This window comes from Proteus hauseri (genome assembly GCF_004116975.1).
GTDB lineage: Bacteria > Pseudomonadota > Gammaproteobacteria > Enterobacterales > Enterobacteriaceae > Proteus > Proteus hauseri.
Genome location: NZ_CP026364.1, coordinates 3,235,709 through 3,258,746 on the forward strand (window position 1 = coordinate 3,235,709; position 23,038 = coordinate 3,258,746).

Here is a 23,038-nt window from a genome sequence, read left to right on the forward strand (position 1 = left end):
ATAAGCGCGTTTAGGTAGTTAAAAGTGGTTTTTGTTGGCACTATTTTTGTTAGCGCTGTTGGTATTTAGCTTTGTTATCAACAGTGTTCACCTTGAATCATAAACCTTTGTTTGTTAAATAATATGTTGTTAAAAGATATTGTAAACAAGGGTTGTTTTTACTTGATTGATTTTAAAAAATTAATTTTATTTTATGACGCCTGTGAAGGCGACACATGAGGTTGTTTCATGAGCGATAAATCGCAACGTACCGAAAAATTACAAAAAATTCTAGCTCGTTCGGGTCATGGCTCACGCCGTGAAATAGAAGGCTATCTGCAAGAAGGTCGTATCAGCATTGATGGCGTAAAAGCTACTCTCGGTGATCGTATCGATGTTACTACAACTGCTAAAATTCGTTTAGATGGTCGTATTTTAAGCATTCGCGAAGCACAAAAAGATGTTTGTCGTGTTTTGGCTTATTACAAACCAGAAGGCGAGTTATGTACCCGTAGCGATCCTCAGGGACGCCCAACGGTTTTTCAACGTCTTCCGCGTTTAAATCATGCTCGTTGGATTGCGGTAGGTCGTTTAGATGTAAATACTAGTGGTTTATTACTGTTTACTACAGATGGTGAGTTAGCTAACCGTTTAATGCATCCAAGCCGTGAAGTTGAACGTGAATATGCTGTACGTGTTTTTGGTGAAATTGATGATGCAAAAATTCGTCAATTGACTCGAAGCGTGCAATTAGAAGATGGTCCAGCCTCATTCCGTTCTGTTTCCTATCGCGGTGGTGAAGGAATTAACCAATGGTACAACGTTTCTCTAACAGAAGGTCGTAACCGCGAAGTTCGTCGTATGTGGGAAGCAGTAGGCGTTCAGGTTAGCCGTCTTATTCGTGTCCGTTATGGTGATATCGATTTACCTAAAGGCTTGCCTCGCGGTGGTTGGGTTGAATTAGGACTTGAGCAAATTAACTACTTGCGTCAGTTGGTTGAATTAAATGATGAAACGGTTACTAAAGTAGCGGTAGAGAAAGATCAACGTCGAATTAAGGCAAATCAAATTCGTCGAGCAGTTAAACGTCATACAAAAGTATCAGCTCGTACATCAACATCGCCAGCCAAAAGAGTATCAAGCCGTCGTCAATCAGCAGGAAATAAAAAATAATTAAACGAATAATTATTTATTTTTTTAATTTAAAATTTCATTATTAATAGAGAAGCTCTCGTATTTTATGAGGGCTTCTTTTTTTGATGACTTTCTTTTTATTATAAATAAAACTATTATGTTTATATCAAGACAATAAAAATTATTGTGTTGATATTATAATTATATTTTACGATTACGATAAGGTATGCGCGATAATATGTATCGTTATTTATATTTAACAACAGTGTTATGTGCAATTTCTCTTACCGTGGGTTGTGATGATCCAATTAATCCAACCGCAATAGCACAATCAGGTGTGTTTTATATTAGTAATAACAGCACAGTCCCATTGGAATTTAAAATTGATAATACTCATTTTCTGATTAATTATGGTGAAATTAAAAAGATAAAATTAGAGAATGGTAAACATATATTAGTGGAAGCTAATGGAAAGAAAAATACTTTTATGATTTACCCTGGAAATCATGGCGGAATAATTAATCCCGCTAGGGATATTTACTATAGCTTTACTTCTGTATTTGCATCAAAAGAAAACAGCCAACGTTTTTATTTAGACAAACGCCCTGTATGGGTAGATGGACGACTGGTTAGTGGTGCAATTAATAGTTCAGATGCATTATTTATTGATAATAATGTTTTCCGTTGTGATGTGCCGTTAAATGAACCTATACCTACTTATTTACCCGATTGGAAGAATACCGGAATAGGGAATGTTTTAACTAAGTGTTTTTCACAAGATGAGTTCCATGAATTTTTAGCAAGATATCCATATGGTATTCATTTTTATTCAGAGCACGATCTTTTAAAAGAGTCGGAGAGTGATCAATATAGTTGGATAAATAAAGAAAATACTCGAACAAATGACTTTATCCCAAGACTTAATAATATTGATTTTAATAACGAAAAATTAATTGAGGAGGCGGGCGCTATTTATGAAATTATTGATCTTTATTTAGCATCAAGAGATGCGAATGAAAGACAAGGTTTTTATAATGAATACCATTTGCATATTATGATAATGGCAATGATTTATAGTCAACAAATCCAAAATGATATATTCGATGATAAAGATGCTTACTTTCAATTTATGCAAGAAACTGGAAGAATATTTGGTGCTGGCATTTTAAGTGAACCAGCACTAATATAAATAATTATTCATTTTCTGATAATATAAATAGGGTAGAATAAGGTCACCAATCTATTCCTTTTTGTGCTTTAATACCGCTATCAAATGCGTGTTTAACTGGACGCATTTCTGTCACTGTATCTGCTAATTCAATTAAACTTCTATGGCAACCTCTGCCTGTAATAATAATATTTTGATGTGCGGGGCGAGATGTTATTGCTTTGATAACATCCTCAAGTGGTAAATAATTAAGCGTTATCATGTAAGTGATTTCATCCAAAATAACTAAATCATATTCTGAAGAATTAAGCAGCTTAAGTGCATATTGCCATGTGTTTAAACAGGCATGTGTATCTGCCGTTTTATCTTGAGTTTCCCATGTAAATCCTGTTTCCATTACATAAAAAGGAACGCCTGCTTGTTCTAAAAGATTGCGCTCTCCATTTTCCCAAGTTCCTTTAATAAACTGCACAACACCAACCTTTTTTTGATGTCCAACTGCACGCGTCGCGGTACCCATTGCAGCTGTTGTTTTTCCTTTGCCATTTCCTGTGAAAATCATAAAGATGCCTTGCTCGCGTTGAGCTTGTTCAATTCTGGTATCTACTTTTTCTTTTAAACGTTGTTGGCGTTGTTGGTGTTGTGCATCGCTCATTTGTGTTACCTCAATATGGGGTATTTGATGGATTATTCTGCTGGGCCTGCTTTTCTACCTGGTTGTGCATCTAAAGATTGTCCACGCACATTGAGACTGTCATCACTCATCAGATAAAGATATAACGGCATGATGTCTTTAGGCGTTTTTAGTTTTTGTGCATTTTCATCAGGAAATGCACTGGCTCGCATGCCAGTACGTGTGCCACCAGGATTAATGCAATTAATACGTAGAGTACTATCTATATACTCTTCGTTTAATACTTGCATAAAGCCTTCTGTGGCGAATTTAGATACAGAATAAGCCCCCCAGCCATAACGGCCTTGGCGCCCGACACTCGAGCTCGTCAAAATTAAGCTAGCATGAGGCGCTTTTAGCATTAGTGGAATGAGTTCTTTGGTCAGCATAAATGTCGCATTAACGTTGACTTGCATCACATCATGCCAAAGCGAACTAGGCTGATTAACGATAGGTTCTACGACGCCTAATAAACCCGCATTTTGTAAGACACCATCGAGATGATGAAATTGTTTAGCAATGGTTTTAGCAACCTGTTGATAATCTTGTTCGGTGGCGGCAAGTAAATCGAGAGGGTACAACATCGGTTTTTGTCCACCAGATACGATAATTTGTTGTTGTACATCTTCAAGTTTAGATAAAGTACGACCTAACAAGATTAATGTCGCACCATAACGCGCATAAGTAAGTGCGGCTTCTTTACCGATACCATCACCCGCCCCAGTAATAAGAATAATTTTATCTTTCAATACGGCATGAGTAGGTTGATATTGCAACATAGTGAGATCCTGTTTGGTGGAAAGTAAATAAATTGTAACGTCTTATTCGCTTAACGACCAGTTACCGCTTCTTTTATTCTTAACTCACTGCGCTATTTAACAGAATTTTTCTTTAGCAGGTGGCGCTAAAGCAGAATTTCGTTAAACTAGGGCACATATATCTCAATTAGTTTGATTAACCTTAAAAAGAGGTCTTTGTGGAGTATATTTTGCAATATGGGCTATTTTTAGCCGAAATTGTCACGGTGGTTGTGGCTATCATCGCTATTGTATTGTTTTTTGTCATTATTGGTAATAAAAAGCAAAATCGTAAAGGCACTTTAAAGGTGACGGATATTGGCGAAGCTTACCAAGAAAAACAGCGGATCATGCAACAAGCGAGAATGGATGATGCTGAGTTAAAAGTTTGGTCTAAAGCATTTAAAAAACAGCAGAAAAAAGAGAATAAACAGAGTAAAAATGACGCCAAAGAAGGTAAGAAAGGTGTTATAAAACCGTGTTTATATGTAGTAGATTTTAATGGCAGTATGGATGCCCATGAAGTTGGCGCATTACGTGAAGAGATCAGTGCTATTTTATCTGTTGCTCAAACGGGTGATGAGGTGTTATTGCGCCTTGAAAGTCCAGGTGGCATGGTACATGGTTACGGTTTAGCGGCTGCTCAATTAACGCGTTTAAAAGATAAAGGTATTAAACTTACGGCTGTTGTTGATAAAGTCGCTGCAAGTGGCGGTTATATGATGGCATGTGTTGCGGATAACATTGTTGCAGCACCATTTTCAATTATTGGTTCTATCGGTGTAGTAGCACAAATTCCTAACATCCATCGCTTACTAAAGAAAAATGATATTGATGTAGAATTGCATACTGCAGGTGAGTACAAACGTACACTAACCTTAATGGGTGAAAATACCGATGAAGGGCGTGAGAAATTTAAACAAGATTTAAATGAAACACATTTATTGTTTAAAGCCTTTGTGCACAAATATCGCCCAGCATTAGATATTGATAGCGTCGCAACGGGCGAATATTGGTATGGCTCAGAAGCATTAAACCGAGGTTTAATTGATGAAGTTGGTGTGAGTGACGACTGGTTAATTAACCGCATCAATGATTATGAAGTGTTTTCTGTTCAATATGTAACCAAAAAACGCATGGTTGAGCGCGTTACGGGTGGTGCAATGGAAAGCGTAGATAAACTGATGATGCGTTGGTTACAACGTGGCCAAAAACCATTGGTGTAATAATTATATCAAATTTGTCTAAGTCGTGATTTTACGATACTGGAAAGTGTTATCTTCTCCAGTATCGTAAGGTGCTCTTTACCAAAACAATCACTATAGTGATCTTAGCAACAGTATCAATTCTTCATGAATTTCATCATATAAATATTAAACTCTCTAGTGTAGCTCCGTCTTTTATTATTCAAATAATGAATGCATAAAAACAATTCATTATTTGATGTGTATGTATTCCGATATAAAAATAATTAAATGACGTAATTTTACTCACTATTTTAACTGTAATGGTCAGGGCAAAGTTAAATTTTAAAAAATACCTTACTCTAAATGGTATTTGTCTGATAATAGATGTGCTAAATGTTTGAACATATTAAATGCAGCTGTGCTTTTGGCTGTAGGTAAGCCTTGCTCATCTAAAAAAAACTCACCTTTAAATACGAGGACATTACCCTTTTGCTCAACAGAATCAGCACGCATTCCTTGTAAATAATCTTCATGTTCACGTATGATTTTATTCGCTTTTTCAAGTAGCATCTCTGTTGTGATCGGTGTAGTTTGTTTTGACATAATTTGTGCTCCTTAGAAAAATAATTTGTTGCGCCTCACTTTTTATCAGGTAGAGTGTGGCTTTTTTAAAACTCAGCTACTCTATATGTAGCAAACAGTGTCTTACCTGTTACCTGAAAAAAGTGGTGAGGTGTTTAAAATACCTCAAAAAATTTAACGAGTTTTGCGTTTAAACAAAAGCTTTGAATAAAAACAGGTTGATATATTGCAAAACTAACGCAATATAAAAAAGAGATTTCTAAAAGTTTTCTGAGTTGATGGCATTGAATGATGCCGTCATGACAAAGTTTAATTAGGTAAAGGTAATTATGGGTAAAGCTCTTGTTATCGTGGAGTCCCCGGCTAAAGCCAAAACGATCAATAAATATCTTGGCAATGACTACGTGGTTAAGTCCAGCGTAGGTCACATTCGTGATTTGCCAAAGAGTGGATCTGGCAGCCAGAAGAGCGAAAACTCATCCGCCACGAAAGGCGTAAAAGTAAAAAAAGTAAAAAAGGATGAGAAATCAGCCTTAGTTAGCCGCATGGGAGTTGATCCCTATAATGGCTGGGATGCGAATTATCAAATTCTACCCGGCAAAGAAAAAGTGGTTGCTGAGCTTCAATCATTGGCTGAAAAAGCCGATCACATCTATCTCGCGACGGATCTTGACCGCGAAGGAGAAGCTATCGCGTGGCATTTGCGCGAAGTTATCGGCGGTGATGATGATAGATTTAGTCGTGTGGTTTTTAACGAAATCACCAAAAATGCAATTACACAGGCGTTCCAAACGCCGGGTGAATTAAATATAGATCGCGTTAATGCGCAACAAGCACGCCGTTTTATGGATCGCGTGGTTGGCTATATGGTTTCTCCTTTGCTTTGGAAAAAAGTGGCGCGTGGTTTATCTGCGGGTCGCGTGCAGTCTGTGGCTGTTCGCTTATTAGTTGAGCGTGAGCGTGAAATTAAAGCCTTTGTTCCTGAAGAATATTGGCAATTACATGCTTCTTTGCTTACACCTGATGAGCAAATGTTGCGTATGGAAGTTACGCATTACAACGATAAGCCTTTTAACCCAGTTTCAGCGACTGATACTCAGGTTGCTGTTGATGCATTGAAAAATGCCGCTTTTGTTGTAAAAGATCGTGAAGACAAACCAACATCAAGCAAGCCAAGTGCACCATTAATTACATCAACACTCCAACAAGCCGCAAGTACGCGTTTAAGCTTTGGTGTGAAGAAAACCATGATGTTAGCACAACGCCTTTATGAAGCCGGTTATATAACCTATATGCGTACTGACTCGACAAATTTAAGTCAGGATGCAATTCAAATGGCGCGTGATTATATTGGTGAAAAATTTGGCAGTAAATATTTGCCTAAAGAGCCAAATGTTTATTCAAGCAAAGAGAATTCACAAGAAGCGCACGAAGCTATTCGTCCTTCTGATATCAGCGTAACGTCTGAATCGTTAAAAGATATGGATAACGATGCTCAGCGTTTATATCAACTGATTTGGAATCAATTTGTCGCATGTCAAATGACACCGGCAAAATATGATTCAACAACGTTAACTGTGCAATCAGGTGATTATAAATTACGTGCTAAAGGACGTACTTTACGTTTTGCTGGTTGGACTAAAGTTATGCCGGCTATGCGCAGTAAAGATGAAGATAAAACCTTACCTGCTGTTGATGTAGGTGCAACATTATCATTATCTGAATTAGAGCCAAGTCAGCACTTTACTAAACCACCAGCGCGTTTTAGTGAAGCAACGTTAGTTAAAGAATTAGAAAAACGTGGCATTGGTCGTCCTTCAACCTATGCATCGATTATCTCTACTATTCAAGATCGTGGTTATGTAAAAGTAGAAAATCGCCGTTTTTATGCAGAAAAAATGGGTGAAATTGTTACAGATCGTTTAGAAGAAAACTTCAGCGATTTAATGAATTACGATTTTACTGCGCAAATGGAAGATCATCTCGACCATGTTGCAAATAACGAAGAAGATTGGAAAGCGGTATTAGACGCGTTCTTTAAAGACTTTAGTCAGCAATTAGAAGTTGCAGAGAAAGATCCTGAAGAAGGCGGTATGCGACCAAACCCAATGATTATCACTTCTATTGAGTGCCCAACATGTTCTCGTCATATGGGAATTAGAACGGCAACAACAGGTGTATTTTTAGGGTGCTCAGGTTACGCATTACCACCTAAAGAACGTTGTAAGCAAACCATTAACCTTATCCCTGAAGATGAGTTACTGAATATTCTTGAAGGGGATGATGCAGAAACAAACGCATTACGAGCACGCCGTCGTTGTCCGAAATGTGGTACTGCAATGGATAGCTACCTTATCGATACGCACCGTAAATTACATGTTTGTGGTAATAACCCAGCATGTGATGGTTACGAAGTAGAAGAAGGGGAATTCCGCTTAAAAGGTTATGAAGGCCCAGTTATTGAGTGTGATAAATGTGGTTCTGAAATGCACCTGAAAATGGGGCGTTTTGGTAAGTACATGGGTTGTACCAATGATGAATGTAAAAACACACGTAAAATATTAAAAAGTGGTGAAATTGCTCCACCGAAGGAAGATCCCGTACCACTTCCTGAATTACCGTGTGAAAAGTCAGATGCCTATTTTGTCTTAAGAGATGGTGCAGCAGGTGTTTTCTTAGCGGCGAATACGTTCCCGAAATCGCGAGAAACACGGGCACCTAAAGTTGAAGAGTTGGTTCGTTTTAAAGATAGATTGGCAGAAAAACTGCGTTATTTAGCAGATGCCCCTGTGGCTGATCCTGAGGGGAATCCGACCATTGTACGTTTTAGTCGTAAGACAAAGCAGCAATATGTTTCTTCAGAAAAAGATGGCAAAGCAACTGGCTGGTCTGCATTTTATGTAGATGGCAAATGGGTTGAAAAAACCAAATAACGTTGACATATCTCGATAAATGAAAAAGCGACTAGCGTGAGTTAGTCGCTTTTTTTGCATCTACAGTTATGCTAGTTAAGGTAGATTAAAATAGTATTAACAGTAAATTTTTGTTTAATCGATAGTTTAAATTGCTAATTATAAAATGGAGATACTATGAAACTGACACCTTGGTTATTATCAGGTTTTTTATTTACCTCAATAGCAGCAAGTGCAGCCACATTAGATGTTACGTTAAAAGAAGCATTACTTACGGGAGAAGGAAATGATATCGGTGTTGTTACTATCACTGAAACAGATTATGGCTTGCTATTTACGCCTAAAATTAATGGATTAGCACCTGGCATTCATGGTTTTCATGTTCATGCTAACGGCTCATGTGAGCCCGATATGAAAGAGGGTAAACCTGTTCCTGCGTTAAAAGCGGGTGGTCATTTAGATCCAGAAAATAAAGACACGCATTTAGGTCCTTATAATAAAGATGGACACTTGGGTGATTTACCTGGTTTGGTTGTGAGTGATAAAGGTGTGGCTGATTATGCTGTATTAGCGCCAAGACTCACTAAATTGGAACAGATAAAAGATAAAGCACTTATGATCCATATGGGGGGTGATAACTATTCTGATCACCCTGAAGTATTAGGCGGCGGCGGTGCTAGAATGGCGTGTGGTGTAATTAAATAGCCTTCTTGACAACAAATTAACCTAATTTTAAAGCTGGCTTCGGTCGGCTTTATTTTTGTACATATTCTTATAGCTTATAACTATTTAATATAACCAAGGATAAATAACCTTATCAATTACGTTAGACCGAAATGAAATAAGTGATATAGTGGTTATATATTACATCTTTATTATTCTTTTTAGTTATATCAATATAAATGGAATAACAGAATAATACGTTTTTTGTTAAAGGGATAGCGTCTCTATGAAATTACAACAGTTGCGTTATATCGTTGAAGTTGTAAATAACGATTTAAACGTTTCAACCACGGCTGAACGTTTGTATACCTCACAACCGGGGATCAGTAAGCAAATCCGTATGCTAGAAGATGAGCTAGGTATACAAATTTTTTCTCGTAGTGGTAAGCATTTAACGCATGTGACACCCGCAGGTGAAGAGATTGTAAGACTATCTCGTGAAATATTATCTAAAACAGAAGCTATTCGATCTGCCGCCGGTGAACATACTTATCCTGATCGTGGTTCGCTTTCTATTGCGACAACACATACACAAGCACGTTATGTATTACCTCCAGTAATTAAAGGTTTTATTGAGCGTTATCCAGATGTTTCTTTGCATATGAATCAGGGGTCTCCAACGCAAATTGCAGAAGATGTCTGTAGAGGAAAAAGTGATTTTGCGATAGCGACAGAGTCACTGCATCTTTATAACGATTTAGTTATGCTACCTTGCTATCGTTGGAACCGTATTGTCGTGGTTTCTAAAGATCATCCATTAGCGCAAAAACGAGAGGTGACTCTTAAAGAGCTAGCTTGCTATGATATTGTCACCTATACCCATGGGTTTACTGGGCGTTCTGATCTTGATGATGCATTTGGTAAAGTAGGTTTGAAACCTAAAATTGTCTTTACTGCGACAGATGCCGATGTCATTAAAACTTATGTGAGGTTGCATTTAGGTATTGGTGTTATTGCCAGTATGGCATTTGACCCTGTACTTGATAGCGATTTGGTTGCTATTGATATGCGTGATAAATTTAGTTATAGCACGACTAAAATTGCGTTTCGTCGTAGTGGTTTTTTACGTGGTTATATGTACGATTTTATGTGGCGTTTTGCACCTCATCTTACCCGAAATTTGGTAGAGCAAGCGGTGGCATTACGTACTCATGAAGAAATTGATGAGTTATTTAAAGATATTGAGCTACCTCTGGTTTGATATTGAAAAAGTTTAATACTGAAGGGCGGGGATTTCCCGCCTTCAAGCGTTGTTAAAAGTTCAAAAATAATTTTATTTTAGATAAAAATCCCCACTAAAAAAGGCATCTGACTTTTCAATACTAAGCTGACGATATTTCTGCAAGAAAGCATAAAAACGTTGGTTAATAAGTGGATCGTCAAGAGCCGCTGCATCAAACACCGACGTAATAGTGGTGTATTCCAAAGATAAGGTGAATTTTCGCCCTGTACAGCTAGCTAATAACATTTTTGCTGATTGTGTTGAAAAATGCAGACTAACAATTTTTAGCTTTGGTACAAAAATAAGATGATTATTATGATTTAATATTTCAGTCACACCTGCAATGGTAATGGTTTTATAACTATCAAAAGAGTGTCGTAATCCAATCTCTATTTGTTGTCCTTGCTTACGTAAAAATTCGATAAATTCATTTAATGAGGGTGACGCTGCATTAATTGCGGCTCCCAGTAATATTTGGACAAAAGCCTGAGCAACAGAAAAATCGAAGGTTTGTTTATTTAATTTTTTTGTCTCTATTTTATTTCTACCTAAAAGCGGTAAATGGTTTAACGTTTCTAACCAGTGTTCAGGGTGATAATACGCTTGCTCATCATGTTTTTTTAACGCATGAAGATGATTAGCCATAATTGAAATAAGTGCGATTTGAATATCTTTTAATTGTGTCATGCGTGCTAATTCTGTCTGATTAAACGTTTTTGGTGATGCAATAATAAATTGCACTAACCCTTCGGTATCTTTTAAATTTTGTGTATGTAATGAGTTAATTGCAACGGATTGTGGAAAAGGTGGTGTGATGGGATCTGCAAAATAACTTTCAGCCATTATGATTTTTTTCAGTAATTCAGGGTGGTGGTTATTCATATTTTATTATCCTTTTCTTGGCTATTAACCTAGCCATTTAATCCTAATCAGCTTTAAAAAAAGAGATTAAGTTTTATTAGCGACATAATGGCGATAACATCACCTTAACAAATTGTGTGATCTTTAAGCGAAATACCCCTTTATATGGTATGTTTAATAGATAACCTTACCTATTTTGATGGTTTAGATTGCTGTCAGTATAAAAATAAGAAGGAGGAGCTATGTCGTTACACTTAAAAAAAGAGAGCCTTTCTACGCTTTTAGTTGGCACTCATCAATACGAGTATTACCGTCTTTCTGAAGTTGCTCGCCAATTAGGAGACATCACACGCCTTCCTAAATCTCTAAAGGTGTTATTAGAAAACTTAGTCCGTTATCTTGATGACGATACGGTCGTTGAAGATGACATCAAGGCATTAGTTACATGGCAGGAAAAAGCTCACGCAGATCGTGAAATTGCATATCGACCAGCAAGGGTCTTAATGCAGGATTTTACGGGCGTTCCCGCGGTTGTAGATTTAGCCGCAATGCGTGAAGCCGTCAAATCACTGGGTGGTCAGGTTGAGAAGGTTAATCCGTTATCCCCCGTTGATTTAGTGATTGACCACTCGGTAATGGTAGATGAATACGCAACAAAAAATGCATTTGCAGACAACGTAGAAATAGAGATGGAACGTAACTATGAGCGTTATCTCTTTTTACGTTGGGGGCAGCAATCGTTTCAACGTTTTCGGGTTGTGCCACCAGGAACGGGTATTTGTCATCAGGTAAACCTTGAATATCTTGGTAAAGCGATTTGGCATGAACAGCAAAATGGTCGTAATATTGCTTACCCAGACACGCTAGTGGGTACAGATTCACATACCACGATGATAAATGGCTTAGGTGTATTAGGTTGGGGTGTTGGTGGTATTGAAGCCGAAGCCGCGATGTTAGGTCAGCCTATTTCAATGCTTATCCCTGATGTTGTTGGGTTTAAATTAACTGGTAAATTACGAGAAGGGATCACAGCAACTGATTTAGTCTTAACAGTGACTCAAATGCTGAGAGCTCATGGTGTTGTGGGTAAATTTGTTGAGTTTTATGGTGATGGATTAGCCTCTTTACCCTTGGCGGATCGCGCAACTATCGCCAATATGTCACCAGAATACGGCGCAACGTGTGGCTTTTTTCCTATCGACAATATTACGTTGGATTATCTGCGTCTCACAGGGCGCGAAGAAGATGAAATTGCTTTGGTTGAAGCATATAGCAAAGAGCAAGGTTTATGGCGAAATGTAGGTGATGAACCAATATTTACCTCAACCTTATCATTAGATATGGCAACGGTTGAAGCAAGTCTTGCAGGACCTAAGCGTCCCCAAGATCGTGTTAATCTTCCTAATGTACCTAAAGCGTTTAAAGCGGCCGTTGAGCTTGAAACCAATAAGAAACCGCTTACTCAGTTTCCTCAAGTTAAAATCGATTCACAACCCACTTTTGAGTTATCTGATGGTGCTGTTGTTATCGCAGCAATTACATCATGTACCAATACGTCTAATCCTAATGTTTTAATGGCGGCAGGCTTACTGGCTAAAAATGCAGTAGAAAAAGGCTTACAGCGTAAACCTTGGGTCAAATCATCATTAGCGCCAGGTTCTAAAGTTGTCACAGATTATTTAAAACTAGCAGGATTAACCCCTTATCTTGATATGCTAGGTTTTAATCTGGTGGGGTATGGCTGTACCACTTGTATAGGTAATTCAGGGCCGTTACTTGCACCTATTGAAACGGCAATTAAAGAAAATGATTTAACCATTGGTGCCGTGTTGTCAGGAAACCGTAACTTTGAAGGACGAATTCATCCGTTAGTAAAAACCAACTGGCTTGCCTCTCCACCATTGGTTGTCGCATATGCATTGTCAGGCAATATGAATATTGACTTAACTGAAGAGCCATTAGGGGAAGATAAACAAGGTAATCCGGTTTATTTAAAAGATATTTGGCCTGATAGTAAAGCAATAGCTGACGCTGTTGAAAAAGTTAAAACGGAAATGTTCCATAAAGAGTATTCGGCAGTGTTTGATGGTGATGAAACTTGGCAATCACTGAAAACACAAAATACGCCAGTTTATAATTGGCAGCCAGATTCTACTTATATTCGCCATCCTCCTTTCTTTGAAGGGATGACTAAAACGCCTATTCCTATTAAAGATATCCATCAAGCTAATATTCTCGCGATTTTAGGTGATTCAGTTACTACAGACCATATTTCCCCCGCAGGAAATATTAAAGCAGACAGCCCAGCAGGACGCTATTTACGTGAACATGGAGTAGAACCTAAAGATTTTAACTCTTATGGTTCAAGACGGGGAAACCACGAAGTGATGATGCGAGGCACATTTGCCAATATCCGTATTCGTAATGAAATGGTGCCTGAAGTAGAAGGTGGATTTACGCGTTATATTCCAACAGGTGAAACATTAGCCATTTATGATGCAGCGATGCGTTATCAGCAAGATGCAACACCGCTGGCGATTATAGCGGGTAATGAATATGGTTCTGGCTCTAGTCGTGATTGGGCAGCCAAAGGAACACGTTTATTAGGTGTGCGTGTGGTTATTGCGGGTTCTTTTGAACGTATTCACCGCTCTAACTTAATTGGTATGGGTGTTTTACCATTAGAGTTTCCAAATGGCGTGACGCGTAAAACATTAGGTTTAAAAGGTAATGAGAAGATTGAGATAACGGGTCTTAATAATTTAACGCCAGGACAAAATGTTGCAGTTAATATCACTTTTGCTGATAACCGTAATGAAACTATAATGGCACGTTGTCGCATTGATACCCAAACTGAATTAGCTTATTTCCAACATGGTGGTATATTGCATTATGTTATTAGAAATATGTTATAAATAATATTCTAATAACAGATATAGAATATTTGGTTTTTTATAAAAGGCAGTGTTTAATTTTTAAATACTGCCTTTCTATTTTAAATTAATATATTTCTTTTTTATTTAATTCTATCTGATTTATTTATTTTTTTATATTATTGTAATTGTTTTTTATTTGTAATATTTTTTAACCTTAATTTAAAATAAATAAAAAGGTATATTATGAAAAAATATATTATTACTAATGAATCCAAAGTATATAATGGAATTACTTTGTTTAAAATAAAAAGAGTTTATACTGGTAGTCCAGGAGGATGGATTGAAAGTGAAAGTAATTTAAGTCGGGAAGATGGTTGTTTTATTTATGATGATGTTATGGTATTTGGTAATGCGAGAGTGACAGAAAATGCAATAGTATCAAATAATGCTAAAATTTATGATAATGCGATCATTTCAGGTAATGCTAAAGTATCTGATAATGCCTCAATATATGATTCTGCTGTAGTTACACAAAACGCTATTGTTAAAGGTAACGCTATTATTCGGGGTAATGCAAAAATTGAAGGTAATGTAATTGTTTCAAATGATGCTATTGTTGAAGGGGATACAGTTGTATCAGGTGATGAACAAATCCAATATTATACAGGTGGTTGGAAAGATATTAATAAAGTAATACAATTTACATTTTATATTAATTATATATATCAAGAATCAAATCTTTATGTCAATGGTAAGCATCAAGTTCCTATCGGCGTTTCTTTATTTGTGTTAGATAAAGAATCTAAACATTTTAAAATATCAGAAGAGGAAATGTATAAAAATATTCGTATTGTTGATGATAGTAATAAGCCGTTAAATCAAGATATACATATTTCTAGAGAGTCAAAAGGTTATGTTTATCCTGAAAGTGAAAATATTTTTGTTCAAAGAAATCTTTCAGAATGTGTATGGTATGTTTCTGTTGATAAAATTATGGATCCTTTCAAACTCTGTGCGCAATGTAATATAAATGGTAAAGAATATACAACCGCCTTTAGAAGTGATTTTAACCGAGATCGCCAGAGTGTTGTAACATTAACGGTTTTACCAACACGAGTTTTTACAAAAGAGGATATGGATATCGATCCGTTATTATACCCAGTGGTAGAGAAAAATGTATCGATACCAGGTGGAACACTGTCTAAGTATTACCTTGCATTTAATGGTAGTGGAGGAGAAATAACAACATTCGCAGAATGTGAAGAAAATAAAGAATTTTATTATGTTCATAATGGTAATTATCAATCAATAAGTACATCAACGGATCAATCTATTTCTTACCGTTTTTCTGATTATTATACAAAAAATTTTCATTTTAATAATACATTACCAATCCCAGTAATATCAGAAAATCACGAAAGATCAGGATTATGTTTTTGGACTTATAGTATACAATTTGGAGTTCCATTTTCTTCTAGTAAAAAAGAGGAAAAAATGGATTGTGTTATTCGCGATCAATATGGTAATGGTGCTAATATTTCAGTTAAGACAGATGAAAATAATAAATTAATTTTCATGTTAGATAATGAAGTGAAATTAACTTACTGATTTTTATTTCTATTAAATTATAAGCTGTTTGTTATTATGCTAATGTTGTAAGTTGAAAATCAATTGAAAATAAAAAGAGTATATATCTATAAGTGGTAACTATTTTTATGAAATTAAACTCTACAATGATTTTTTATCTTAATTATCTTATAAAAAAATCTAAGGTGGTTAATTTATATTAATTTAAAAATATTATTATAAATTAATATAACAAAGATAAACTATGAATAAATATATTATGATACTTTAATCAAAGATACATAATGACATTACTTTATTTATAATAAGACGAATGTATTCTGGTGCTCTAGGTAAATGATTTGGTCACATATTAATAATAAGTGACCAATCATATTATTAAAATATTACCAGCCTTGAATAGCCCCCCCATTAAAGATAGTCTCTGCGGCGGTTGCGACTTCAGGTGATTGGTAAGCTTTTATAAAATCACGCACATTATCAGCGCCTTTGTTGTCTTCTCTTGCCACAATAATATTGGTATAGGGTGAGTTTTTATCCTCTATAAAAATACTGTCTTTGGTTGGTGATAAGTTAATTTGTTGAATATAGGTAGTACTAATTACCGCTACAGTTACTTTAGGATCGTTTAATACGCGTGGTAATTGTGCACCTTCTAATTCCATAATTTTTAGGTTAAGAGGATTTGCAGTAATATCGAGCGCTGTAGGTAATAAACCGCTGTCTTCTTTTAATGTTACTAACTTTTTAACTTTTCTTTTTGTAACAATAGTAAAGCACGACCTAAATTTGTCGGATCGTTAGGAACTGCAATAGTATCTCCTGGTTTTAATTCAGAAGGGTGTTTGATTTTTGTCGAATAACCCGCCATTGGAAATACAAAGGTATTGCCTACAGCAACTAAGTTATAACCTCTAGATTGATTATCTTGAGCTAAAAAAGGGCGATGTTGAAAAACATTAGCATCTAATTCACGATGTTCAGTGGGATCGTTAGGTAATAAAGAGCCACTAAAGCCAACGAGTTCTACATCTAAACCGTACTTTTCTTTAGCAACTTGTTTTGCTATTTCAGCGACATCTTGCTCAGCACCATTAATTACACCAACTTTGATTGAATAAGTGTTGTTATTGCTGTCATCACAACCTGTTAATAATGTGCCCACTAATAAAAGTGCACCGAAAAGCCTACCTGAAAATTGCATTGGCATAATGTATTCCTAAATCGATAATTTATTTATTTAAAAAATAGCTGAAAATCAGATAGATAGTCAATGAAATGGCATATGATAAAAAGGCACATGATATAATTTAATAATAAAAAATAGGATAATAAATAAGATAAAACAAGCTGAGGTGATGATTTAATAGGGAAATAAAGAATGAGGGTCAGAATAAGGATCCGGGTAATTGCTACCCGGAATGAAGAAATTTAATTATGAATCACTGTGCTTTTTTAAATAATAGATGACCCATTTTATCTGCTTTTGTATCAAGGTAATGTGCATTACTCGGATTACGTCCAACAATTAATGGCACACGCTCAATAACATTGATACCCGCAGCCTTCATAATTTCAATTTTCTTCGGGTTATTGGTTAATAACCGAACCGCGTGTACACCTAAAAGATTATACATATCAGCACATAGAGTAAAATCACGTTCATCAGCTTTAAAGCCTAATTCAAGATTTGCTTCAACGGTGTCTAAGCCTTTATCTTGTAGTGCATAAGCACGAATTTTATTCAGCAGCCCAATATTTCTGCCTTCTTGACGGTGATACAGTAATACACCACGACCCGTTTTGCTGATTTGAGAAAGTGCAGCTTCTAATTGAAAACCGCAATCACAGCGTAGGCTAAAGAGGGCATCTCCCGTTAAACATTCAGAATGAATACGGGATAAAACAGGCTCTGAGCCTGAGATATCGCCATAAATTAAGGCGACATGATCTTTTCCAGTTGCGATTTCTTCAAAACCAACCATTAAAAACTCACCAAATGGTGTTGGTAGTTTTGCTTCTGCGATACGTTTTAATTTCATTATTTTTTGACTCTTAATTTCAGGTGATACTCTCATTCATACTATATGTTTTAGTGGGATGAACGAAGAGAAATAAAACACTGAAATATTTCCATGTTAAATAAACAAGGAAAAATCTACACATACACTTATAAATACACACCTTTATAAATTATCAGATTTTGCGCCTTTTTGCATAATGATTTATTTATTAATAAACATCGTTTATGGTAATTGAGTTTAATTTATAGATTCGCAAACAATGGCAATTTAAAAGGATTAATCGATTGAATAAGCAAATAACTTTTTTGATCTTATTGGGTAGTATTGTGATGTTGTTGCCACCCGTGGTGCTATTATCTATTGGCTGGCATTGGCAACCAACAGATCATCCTATTGGCGGTATTACAACGCTATGGTTCGCTGATAGCGCGGCGAAACCTTGGGGCGCTTTAACGCTGGTTATCTGTTTTATATTGCTATTTTTTATCTTGAAGCTCCCTAAAAAAGCATTTGTTCAGTTGGCGCTGATTGTATTAGCAACATTAGCGATAGGGCAATTAATTAAAGTTGCGGTAAAAAATACGGTAAAAGAGCCACGACCTTATGTGGTTTGGGTAAGTGAAAATTTGCATATTTCTACAGAGTATTTTTATCAAGTATCAAGACCTGAAAGAGAGCAACTATTACATAAAGGATTAGCTAACTCGGCAGTTATTCCTGCATGGCAATTAAAACATTGGCGAGCAGAAACAGGATATGCATTTCCTTCAGGGCACAGTTTGTTTGCTGCTACACTCGCTTTATTTGTTTTTGCCTTTTTTATGTTGCGCCGTCATTATTTTTTAGCATCATTCGGGTTATTATGGGGAATGGATGTCACTGTTGGGCGTATTGTATTGGGAATGCACTGGGCATCTGATGTTATTGTCGGTATTCTTATTAGTGCTGTGCTTGTTTGGATAGCATTTAAGTTGATTGAGTCGCGTTTATTACTCAAATCCTGACGATAAACCGTATTTTTAAGATACAGAATTTATTTTTCGCTATTTATATGAAAAAATATACGAAAATCAGATGATTCTAAGAAATGGCTTTCTTTGTGAGTGGTGAAAATGCTACCTTTATCTGTCCTCTAAAGAAAAGCGAATAAAAAAGGAAATAATGTGAAAAAAGTCCTACTTTTTATTTTGGTTATTCTTGTTTTTGCCGTTGTAGTCATTGCCATGACTTTAGGCTCGAATAATGATCAGGTAGTTACTTTTAATTATCTTATTGCACAAGGTGAATATCGTATTTCTACCTTGTTGGCAACGCTGTTTGGTGTTGGTTTTGTACTCGGTTGGGTTGTCAGTGGTCTTTTCTATTTACGAGTACGTCTGTCTTTAGTAAGAGCAAAACGTAAGATTAAACGTCTTGAAAGTAGCCAAACTAAACAAGAAAGCCAAGAACATCGTCCAACTGTTGCTTCTGCTGCGAAATAAGGACGATAGCTGATGCTAGAATTGCTGTTTCTGTTATTACCTGTCGCTGCGGCTTACGGCTGGTATATGGGACGCCGCGGTGCCCAGCAGGATAAACAGCAGAATGCCGACCGCTTATCACGAGAATACGTGGCAGGTGTTAACTTCTTACTTTCTGATCAACAAGACAAAGCGGTCGATCTCTTTCTTGAGATGCTTAAAGAAGACAGCTCTGCTTTTGAAGCTCACCTTACGTTAGGTAATCTTTTTCGCTCTCGAGGCGAAGTCGAACGTGCCATTCGTATCCACCAATCCTTAATGGAAAGCGCCGCATTATCTTTTGAACAACGCCTGTTAGCGGTTCAGCAACTTGGTCGCGATTATGTTGCTGCGGGTGTGTATGATCGTGCTGAAAATATGTTTCAACAACTTATTGATGAACAAGATTTTCGCCAAAGTGCATTACAATCACTATTGGCTATCTATCAACTTACGAGTGATTGGGGTAAAGCGATAGAAACAGCCGAGAAGCTGGTTAAACTTGGTCAACATGAATTAAAAGAGCAAATTTCACATTTTTATTGTGAATTAGCTTTGCAAGAAATGAGTAGCGATAATCTGGATAGCGCATTGAGTTTTTTGCAAAAAGCAGGGCAAACAGACCCACTTTGTGCGCGAGTCTCTATTATGTATGGTCGTATTTATATTGCCCGCGATGAAAAACAAAAAGCTATCGATGTATTGATGAGAGTTATTGAACAAGACAAAGAGATGGTAAGCGAAACGCTACCAATGCTATTTGAATGTTTTCAAACCCAAAATAATAATGATCCACGTTGGGAAAGTTATTTACGTCAATGTGTCGAAAGCAATTGTGGCGCAATTGCAGAGCTTTACCTTGCTGATATTATTGAAGCCAGAGAAGGCATCGAAGCGGCACAGCTTTATATTAATCGTCAATTAGAACGCCATCCTACTATGCGGCTTTTCTATCGTTTAATGCGTTATCACTTATCTGAAGCAGAAGAAGGCCGAGCAAAAGAGAGCCTGATTTTGTTGCGTTATATGGTGGGTGAACAAATACGTACTAAGCCTGATTATCGTTGCCATAAATGTGGTTTTACCTCTCATGCATTATATTGGCATTGTCCATCCTGCCGTTCGTGGGATACCGTTAAGCCAATTCGTGGCTTAGATGGTCAGTGACAATGTCACTTTCACTAAAATAGTCTCTTTATAAATAAAGGCCCTAAAATGTCATATCACTGTGATAAAAAATCGCCCGAATTCACCTGCGCGCCCGTTATTGTGGCATTAGACTATGAAGACCAGAAAAGTGCGTTGGATTTTACTCAACGTATCGACCCTTCATCTTGTCGTCTAAAAATAGGCAAAGAGATGTTTACCCGTTTTGGTCCTCAATTTGTTACCCAGTTACAAAAGCAAGGATTTGAAATTTTTTTAGATTTAAAATTTCATGATATTCCAAATACAGTTGCTCGAGCTGTAGCCGCTGCCGCTGATCTCGGTGTGTGGATGGTTAACGTTCATGCTAGTGGTGGTAGCCGCATGATGCGTGCAGCAAAAGACAGCCTTGTATCTTTTGGTAACGATGCGCCGTTATTAACTGCAGTGACGGTGCTTACCAGTATGGATCAATCTGATCTCACTGAATTAGGTATTACACTAACGCCAGCACAACAAGCAGAGCGTTTAGCGCTACTAACAAAAGAGTGTGGCCTTGATGGTGTTGTGTGTTCAGCCCATGAAGCAACTCGATTTAAACAGGTATGTGGTGATGATTTCTTATTAGTGACCCCCGGAATTCGACCTACAGGCAGTGATGTCGGTGATCAGCGCAGAGTTATGACACCAGAACAAGCTATTATTGCTGGTGTTGATTACATGGTGATAGGACGACCAATCACTCGTAGTGAAAATCCATTAGAAACATTGCGTCAAATAAATACAGCAATAAAAGGAGTTCAACATGGATAATAACTCCCGTCTGGTTTATTCCACGGATACAGGACGAATTAAAGAAGAAGAACAAAAACCAGAACGTCCTGCTGGCGATGGTATTGTCCGTATTCAGCGTCAAACCAGTGGACGCAAAGGCAAAGGAGTTTGCGTGGTTTCAGGTATCGATTTAGAGGATGCTGAACTGACCAAATTGGCTGCAGAATTAAAAAAGAAATGTGGTTGTGGTGGTAGTGTTAAAGATGGCATGATAGAAATTCAAGGCGATAAGCGAGATTTAATTAAATCGCTATTAGAAGCCAAAGGAATGAAAGTTAAACTTGCTGGTGGCTGATAAAATTATTCACTCGCAATCCAATTAAATACTAGTGCGCTGATTTTTAATAAAAATTGGCGCATTTTTATTATCATTAGATAGATTATTCTTTTTAAAAGGTGTTTTATGAAAACGTATTTGATGATATTTGCGATGCTATATTCTTCGGCACTTTTGGCTGAAAATAAAACAGATATGCTGGCGACAGAAAATAAATACTGTTCATCACCAAAACAAACGATGGACGAAATTTATGAAAATGGGGCGCGAACCTATTGTGTTTATCAAGGAATGAGTCTTCTTGATGCTTATAAAAAGTATATCAATGAACATGATGAAGAATACCTAGAAAAAACGTTAAAACTGAACGTTAATCGAGAAAAAGAGTATGCTGATGGAAGTATTTCTGTGGTGTATAAATGGGAGAGCCCACGCCGTTTAGTGATTGAACAGCAGTTTTCTGGTGGAAGCACTGATTTTCTGTTTGAAGAAAATAAGGCGGGAACAAAAATAACCATTACAGGGTATCCTGATTAATCTGTAAAAATCAATAACACGCTCTACTAAGAGAAAAATAATAATATGCAGGTGACAATGTCACCTTTTTGAATTTCATAACTTATTCTACATCACTATCTCTATTATTATCGGGCTTAAAATAATCTATCGCATCTAAAATATTTTGTAGCACTACTCCCTCTTTTTTATTGGCGGCATCTTGTAGTAAGCCCGCGAGGATCGATTTTCCAATATCCGCTGGAACCACCATAGGTGCTAAAACATCATTTACTTTAGGAAAATTATCCCAATATAACCCTATGCATTTATTCGATTTTTTTTCTCTATTTAAATGATTATATTTACCATAAATAACATAAAAGCCTCTTTCTTTATTATGATAAGCAATATGAGGTGCTTTCCAATATGAAATTAATTTACTCATTTTAGCCTCCATACTTTTGTGATTAAAAAGTATAATTTTATTGTATTTTATTAATTTTTAGGTATTTCACAGGCACAGATGATGTTAACCATACACCATTATCCGCTTGATAAAATTCGATCCCATCTTCAAACATTTGCTGACTATTTACTGTTAATACCACTGGTTTTCCGTGTCGATGACCGACATTTACCGCTGTCTGATAGTCTTCAGAAAGGTGCACATATTGGCGACCATTAGGCATTAAACCTTTGTCAAAAATACTCTCTATAAAACGACTTGCTGTGCCGTGATAAAGCGCTTTAAGGGGTTTAATAGGTTGATAATCAACGGTGGCTTTTAACGAGTGACCTTGAACCGCACGAATAAATTGCCCATCTTCTGAGATAGCAAACCGCTTTTTGTCATTGGTTTCTACCACATCTTCAATTAATTTGCGTGTTAACTGTGTACCTTGCTTCTGTGCTAACTGAATTAATGTTGAGATTTCACCCCATCCTTGTTTATTGAGTGATAAACCAATACTTTCAGGGGAATGGCGTAAGATATAGCTTAAGAAACGGCTAATTTGTACTTTGTCTTTCATTGTTGGTATTCCATTTATATTCAACTAA

The 23,038-nt window shown here is 36.6% G+C and carries 21 protein-coding genes and 1 pseudogene; 14 read left to right on the plus strand and 8 right to left on the minus strand.

The window, feature by feature from the left end:
• The first annotated feature begins 228 nt into the window (after positions 1-228).
• Together rluB and PH4a_RS14810 are read left to right on the plus strand one after the other, a co-directional pair.
• Entirely contained in the window at positions 229-1,152 is a 924-nt protein-coding gene (rluB, locus tag PH4a_RS14805; RefSeq protein ID WP_129040782.1) for a 23S rRNA pseudouridine(2605) synthase RluB, read from the plus strand.
• 187 nt (positions 1,153-1,339) lie between these two features.
• Positions 1,340-2,302 (plus strand): hypothetical protein, encoded by a 963-nt coding sequence (locus PH4a_RS14810; RefSeq protein ID WP_244212898.1) that lies wholly within the window; start codon positions 1,340-1,342, stop codon positions 2,300-2,302.
• Between the two features lie 43 nt (positions 2,303-2,345).
• On the opposite strand, the gene cobO is transcribed toward PH4a_RS14810, so the two are convergent.
• Positions 2,346-2,936: a cob(I)yrinic acid a,c-diamide adenosyltransferase gene (cobO, locus tag PH4a_RS14815; protein WP_064719823.1), complete on the minus strand. Its 591-nt coding sequence runs from the start codon at positions 2,934-2,936 to the stop codon at positions 2,346-2,348.
• Positions 2,937-2,968: 32 nt separating this feature from the next.
• The gene (locus PH4a_RS14820) at positions 2,969-3,730 is read right to left on the minus strand and encodes a YciK family oxidoreductase (RefSeq protein ID WP_208730498.1); all 762 of its coding nucleotides are present in this window, start codon (positions 3,728-3,730) and stop codon (positions 2,969-2,971) included.
• 200 nt (positions 3,731-3,930) lie between these two features.
• Here PH4a_RS14820 and sohB point away from each other — a divergent pair, with 200 nt between their 5' ends.
• The gene (sohB, locus tag PH4a_RS14825; RefSeq protein WP_129040786.1) at positions 3,931-4,977 is read left to right on the plus strand and encodes a protease SohB; all 1,047 of its coding nucleotides are present in this window, start codon (positions 3,931-3,933) and stop codon (positions 4,975-4,977) included.
• A gap of 315 nt (positions 4,978-5,292) precedes the next feature.
• Here the strand turns inward: sohB and PH4a_RS14830 are convergent, their stop codons facing one another.
• Positions 5,293-5,541 (minus strand): YciN family protein, encoded by a 249-nt coding sequence (locus PH4a_RS14830; protein WP_064719826.1) that lies wholly within the window; start codon positions 5,539-5,541, stop codon positions 5,293-5,295.
• 308 nt (positions 5,542-5,849) lie between these two features.
• On the opposite strand from PH4a_RS14830, the gene topA reads away from it, so the two are divergent.
• From topA to cysB, 3 genes are all read left to right on the plus strand, one after another.
• Positions 5,850-8,453 (plus strand): type I DNA topoisomerase, encoded by a 2,604-nt coding sequence (topA, locus tag PH4a_RS14835; protein WP_129040788.1) that lies wholly within the window; start codon positions 5,850-5,852, stop codon positions 8,451-8,453.
• Positions 8,454-8,609: 156 nt separating this feature from the next.
• Positions 8,610-9,137 (plus strand): superoxide dismutase family protein, encoded by a 528-nt coding sequence (gene sodC, locus PH4a_RS14840; RefSeq protein WP_129040790.1) that lies wholly within the window; start codon positions 8,610-8,612, stop codon positions 9,135-9,137.
• 244 nt (positions 9,138-9,381) lie between these two features.
• Entirely contained in the window at positions 9,382-10,356 is a 975-nt protein-coding gene (gene cysB, locus PH4a_RS14845; RefSeq protein WP_064719829.1) for an HTH-type transcriptional regulator CysB, read from the plus strand.
• Between the two features lie 72 nt (positions 10,357-10,428).
• On the opposite strand, the gene PH4a_RS14850 is transcribed toward cysB, so the two are convergent.
• Positions 10,429-11,259, minus strand: a complete 831-nt coding sequence (locus tag PH4a_RS14850) for a hypothetical protein (RefSeq protein WP_129040792.1) — start codon at positions 11,257-11,259, stop codon at positions 10,429-10,431.
• A 221-nt stretch (positions 11,260-11,480) separates the two neighbouring features.
• Here PH4a_RS14850 and acnA point away from each other — a divergent pair, with 221 nt between their 5' ends.
• Positions 11,481-14,153 (plus strand): aconitate hydratase AcnA, encoded by a 2,673-nt coding sequence (gene acnA, locus PH4a_RS14855; protein ID WP_129040794.1) that lies wholly within the window; start codon positions 11,481-11,483, stop codon positions 14,151-14,153.
• A gap of 204 nt (positions 14,154-14,357) precedes the next feature.
• A complete protein-coding gene (locus PH4a_RS14860) occupies positions 14,358-15,722 on the plus strand; it encodes an LbetaH domain-containing protein (protein WP_129040797.1) in 1,365 nt (454 codons plus the stop codon).
• Between the two features lie 365 nt (positions 15,723-16,087).
• On the opposite strand, the pseudogene PH4a_RS14865 reads toward PH4a_RS14860, so the two are convergent.
• Both PH4a_RS14865 and ribA read right to left on the minus strand, forming a co-directional pair.
• A pseudogene (locus PH4a_RS14865) lies at positions 16,088-16,911 on the minus strand (MetQ/NlpA family lipoprotein).
• 232 nt (positions 16,912-17,143) lie between these two features.
• Complete coding sequence (ribA, locus tag PH4a_RS14870) at positions 17,144-17,743, minus strand: GTP cyclohydrolase II (protein ID WP_129040799.1); 600 nt, start codon at positions 17,741-17,743, stop codon at positions 17,144-17,146.
• Between the two features lie 266 nt (positions 17,744-18,009).
• Between ribA and pgpB the strand changes: the two genes are divergently transcribed.
• The 6 genes from pgpB to PH4a_RS14900 all read left to right on the plus strand — a co-directional run bounded on the left by pgpB (position 18,010) and on the right by PH4a_RS14900 (position 22,018).
• Positions 18,010-18,729, plus strand: a complete 720-nt coding sequence (pgpB, locus tag PH4a_RS14875; RefSeq protein ID WP_129040801.1) for a phosphatidylglycerophosphatase B — start codon at positions 18,010-18,012, stop codon at positions 18,727-18,729.
• A 159-nt stretch (positions 18,730-18,888) separates the two neighbouring features.
• Positions 18,889-19,206 (plus strand): LapA family protein, encoded by a 318-nt coding sequence (locus PH4a_RS14880; protein WP_064719836.1) that lies wholly within the window; start codon positions 18,889-18,891, stop codon positions 19,204-19,206.
• A 12-nt stretch (positions 19,207-19,218) separates the two neighbouring features.
• A complete protein-coding gene (lapB, locus tag PH4a_RS14885) occupies positions 19,219-20,391 on the plus strand; it encodes a lipopolysaccharide assembly protein LapB (RefSeq protein ID WP_064719837.1) in 1,173 nt (390 codons plus the stop codon).
• A gap of 48 nt (positions 20,392-20,439) precedes the next feature.
• A complete protein-coding gene (gene pyrF / locus PH4a_RS14890; RefSeq protein WP_129040803.1) occupies positions 20,440-21,183 on the plus strand; it encodes an orotidine-5'-phosphate decarboxylase in 744 nt (247 codons plus the stop codon).
• Positions 21,176-21,499 carry a stress response translation initiation inhibitor YciH gene (gene yciH, locus PH4a_RS14895; RefSeq protein WP_064719839.1) on the plus strand — a complete coding sequence of 108 codons (324 nt, stop codon included), beginning with the start codon at positions 21,176-21,178 and terminating at the stop codon, positions 21,497-21,499. Before pyrF ends, yciH begins: the two co-directional genes overlap by 8 nt.
• 108 nt (positions 21,500-21,607) lie before the next feature.
• On the plus strand, positions 21,608-22,018 hold the full coding sequence (locus PH4a_RS14900; protein WP_129040805.1) for a hypothetical protein: 411 nt from the start codon (positions 21,608-21,610) through the stop codon (positions 22,016-22,018).
• 82 nt (positions 22,019-22,100) lie between these two features.
• Here PH4a_RS14900 and PH4a_RS14905 read toward each other — a convergent pair whose 3' ends face one another.
• Positions 22,101-22,424, minus strand: coding sequence for a hypothetical protein (locus PH4a_RS14905; protein ID WP_129040807.1), 324 nt, complete (start codon positions 22,422-22,424; stop codon positions 22,101-22,103).
• A gap of 37 nt (positions 22,425-22,461) precedes the next feature.
• Positions 22,462-23,010, minus strand: a complete 549-nt coding sequence (locus PH4a_RS14910) for an RNA 2'-phosphotransferase (RefSeq protein WP_129040809.1) — start codon at positions 23,008-23,010, stop codon at positions 22,462-22,464.
• Between the last annotated feature and the right edge of the window lie 28 nt (positions 23,011-23,038).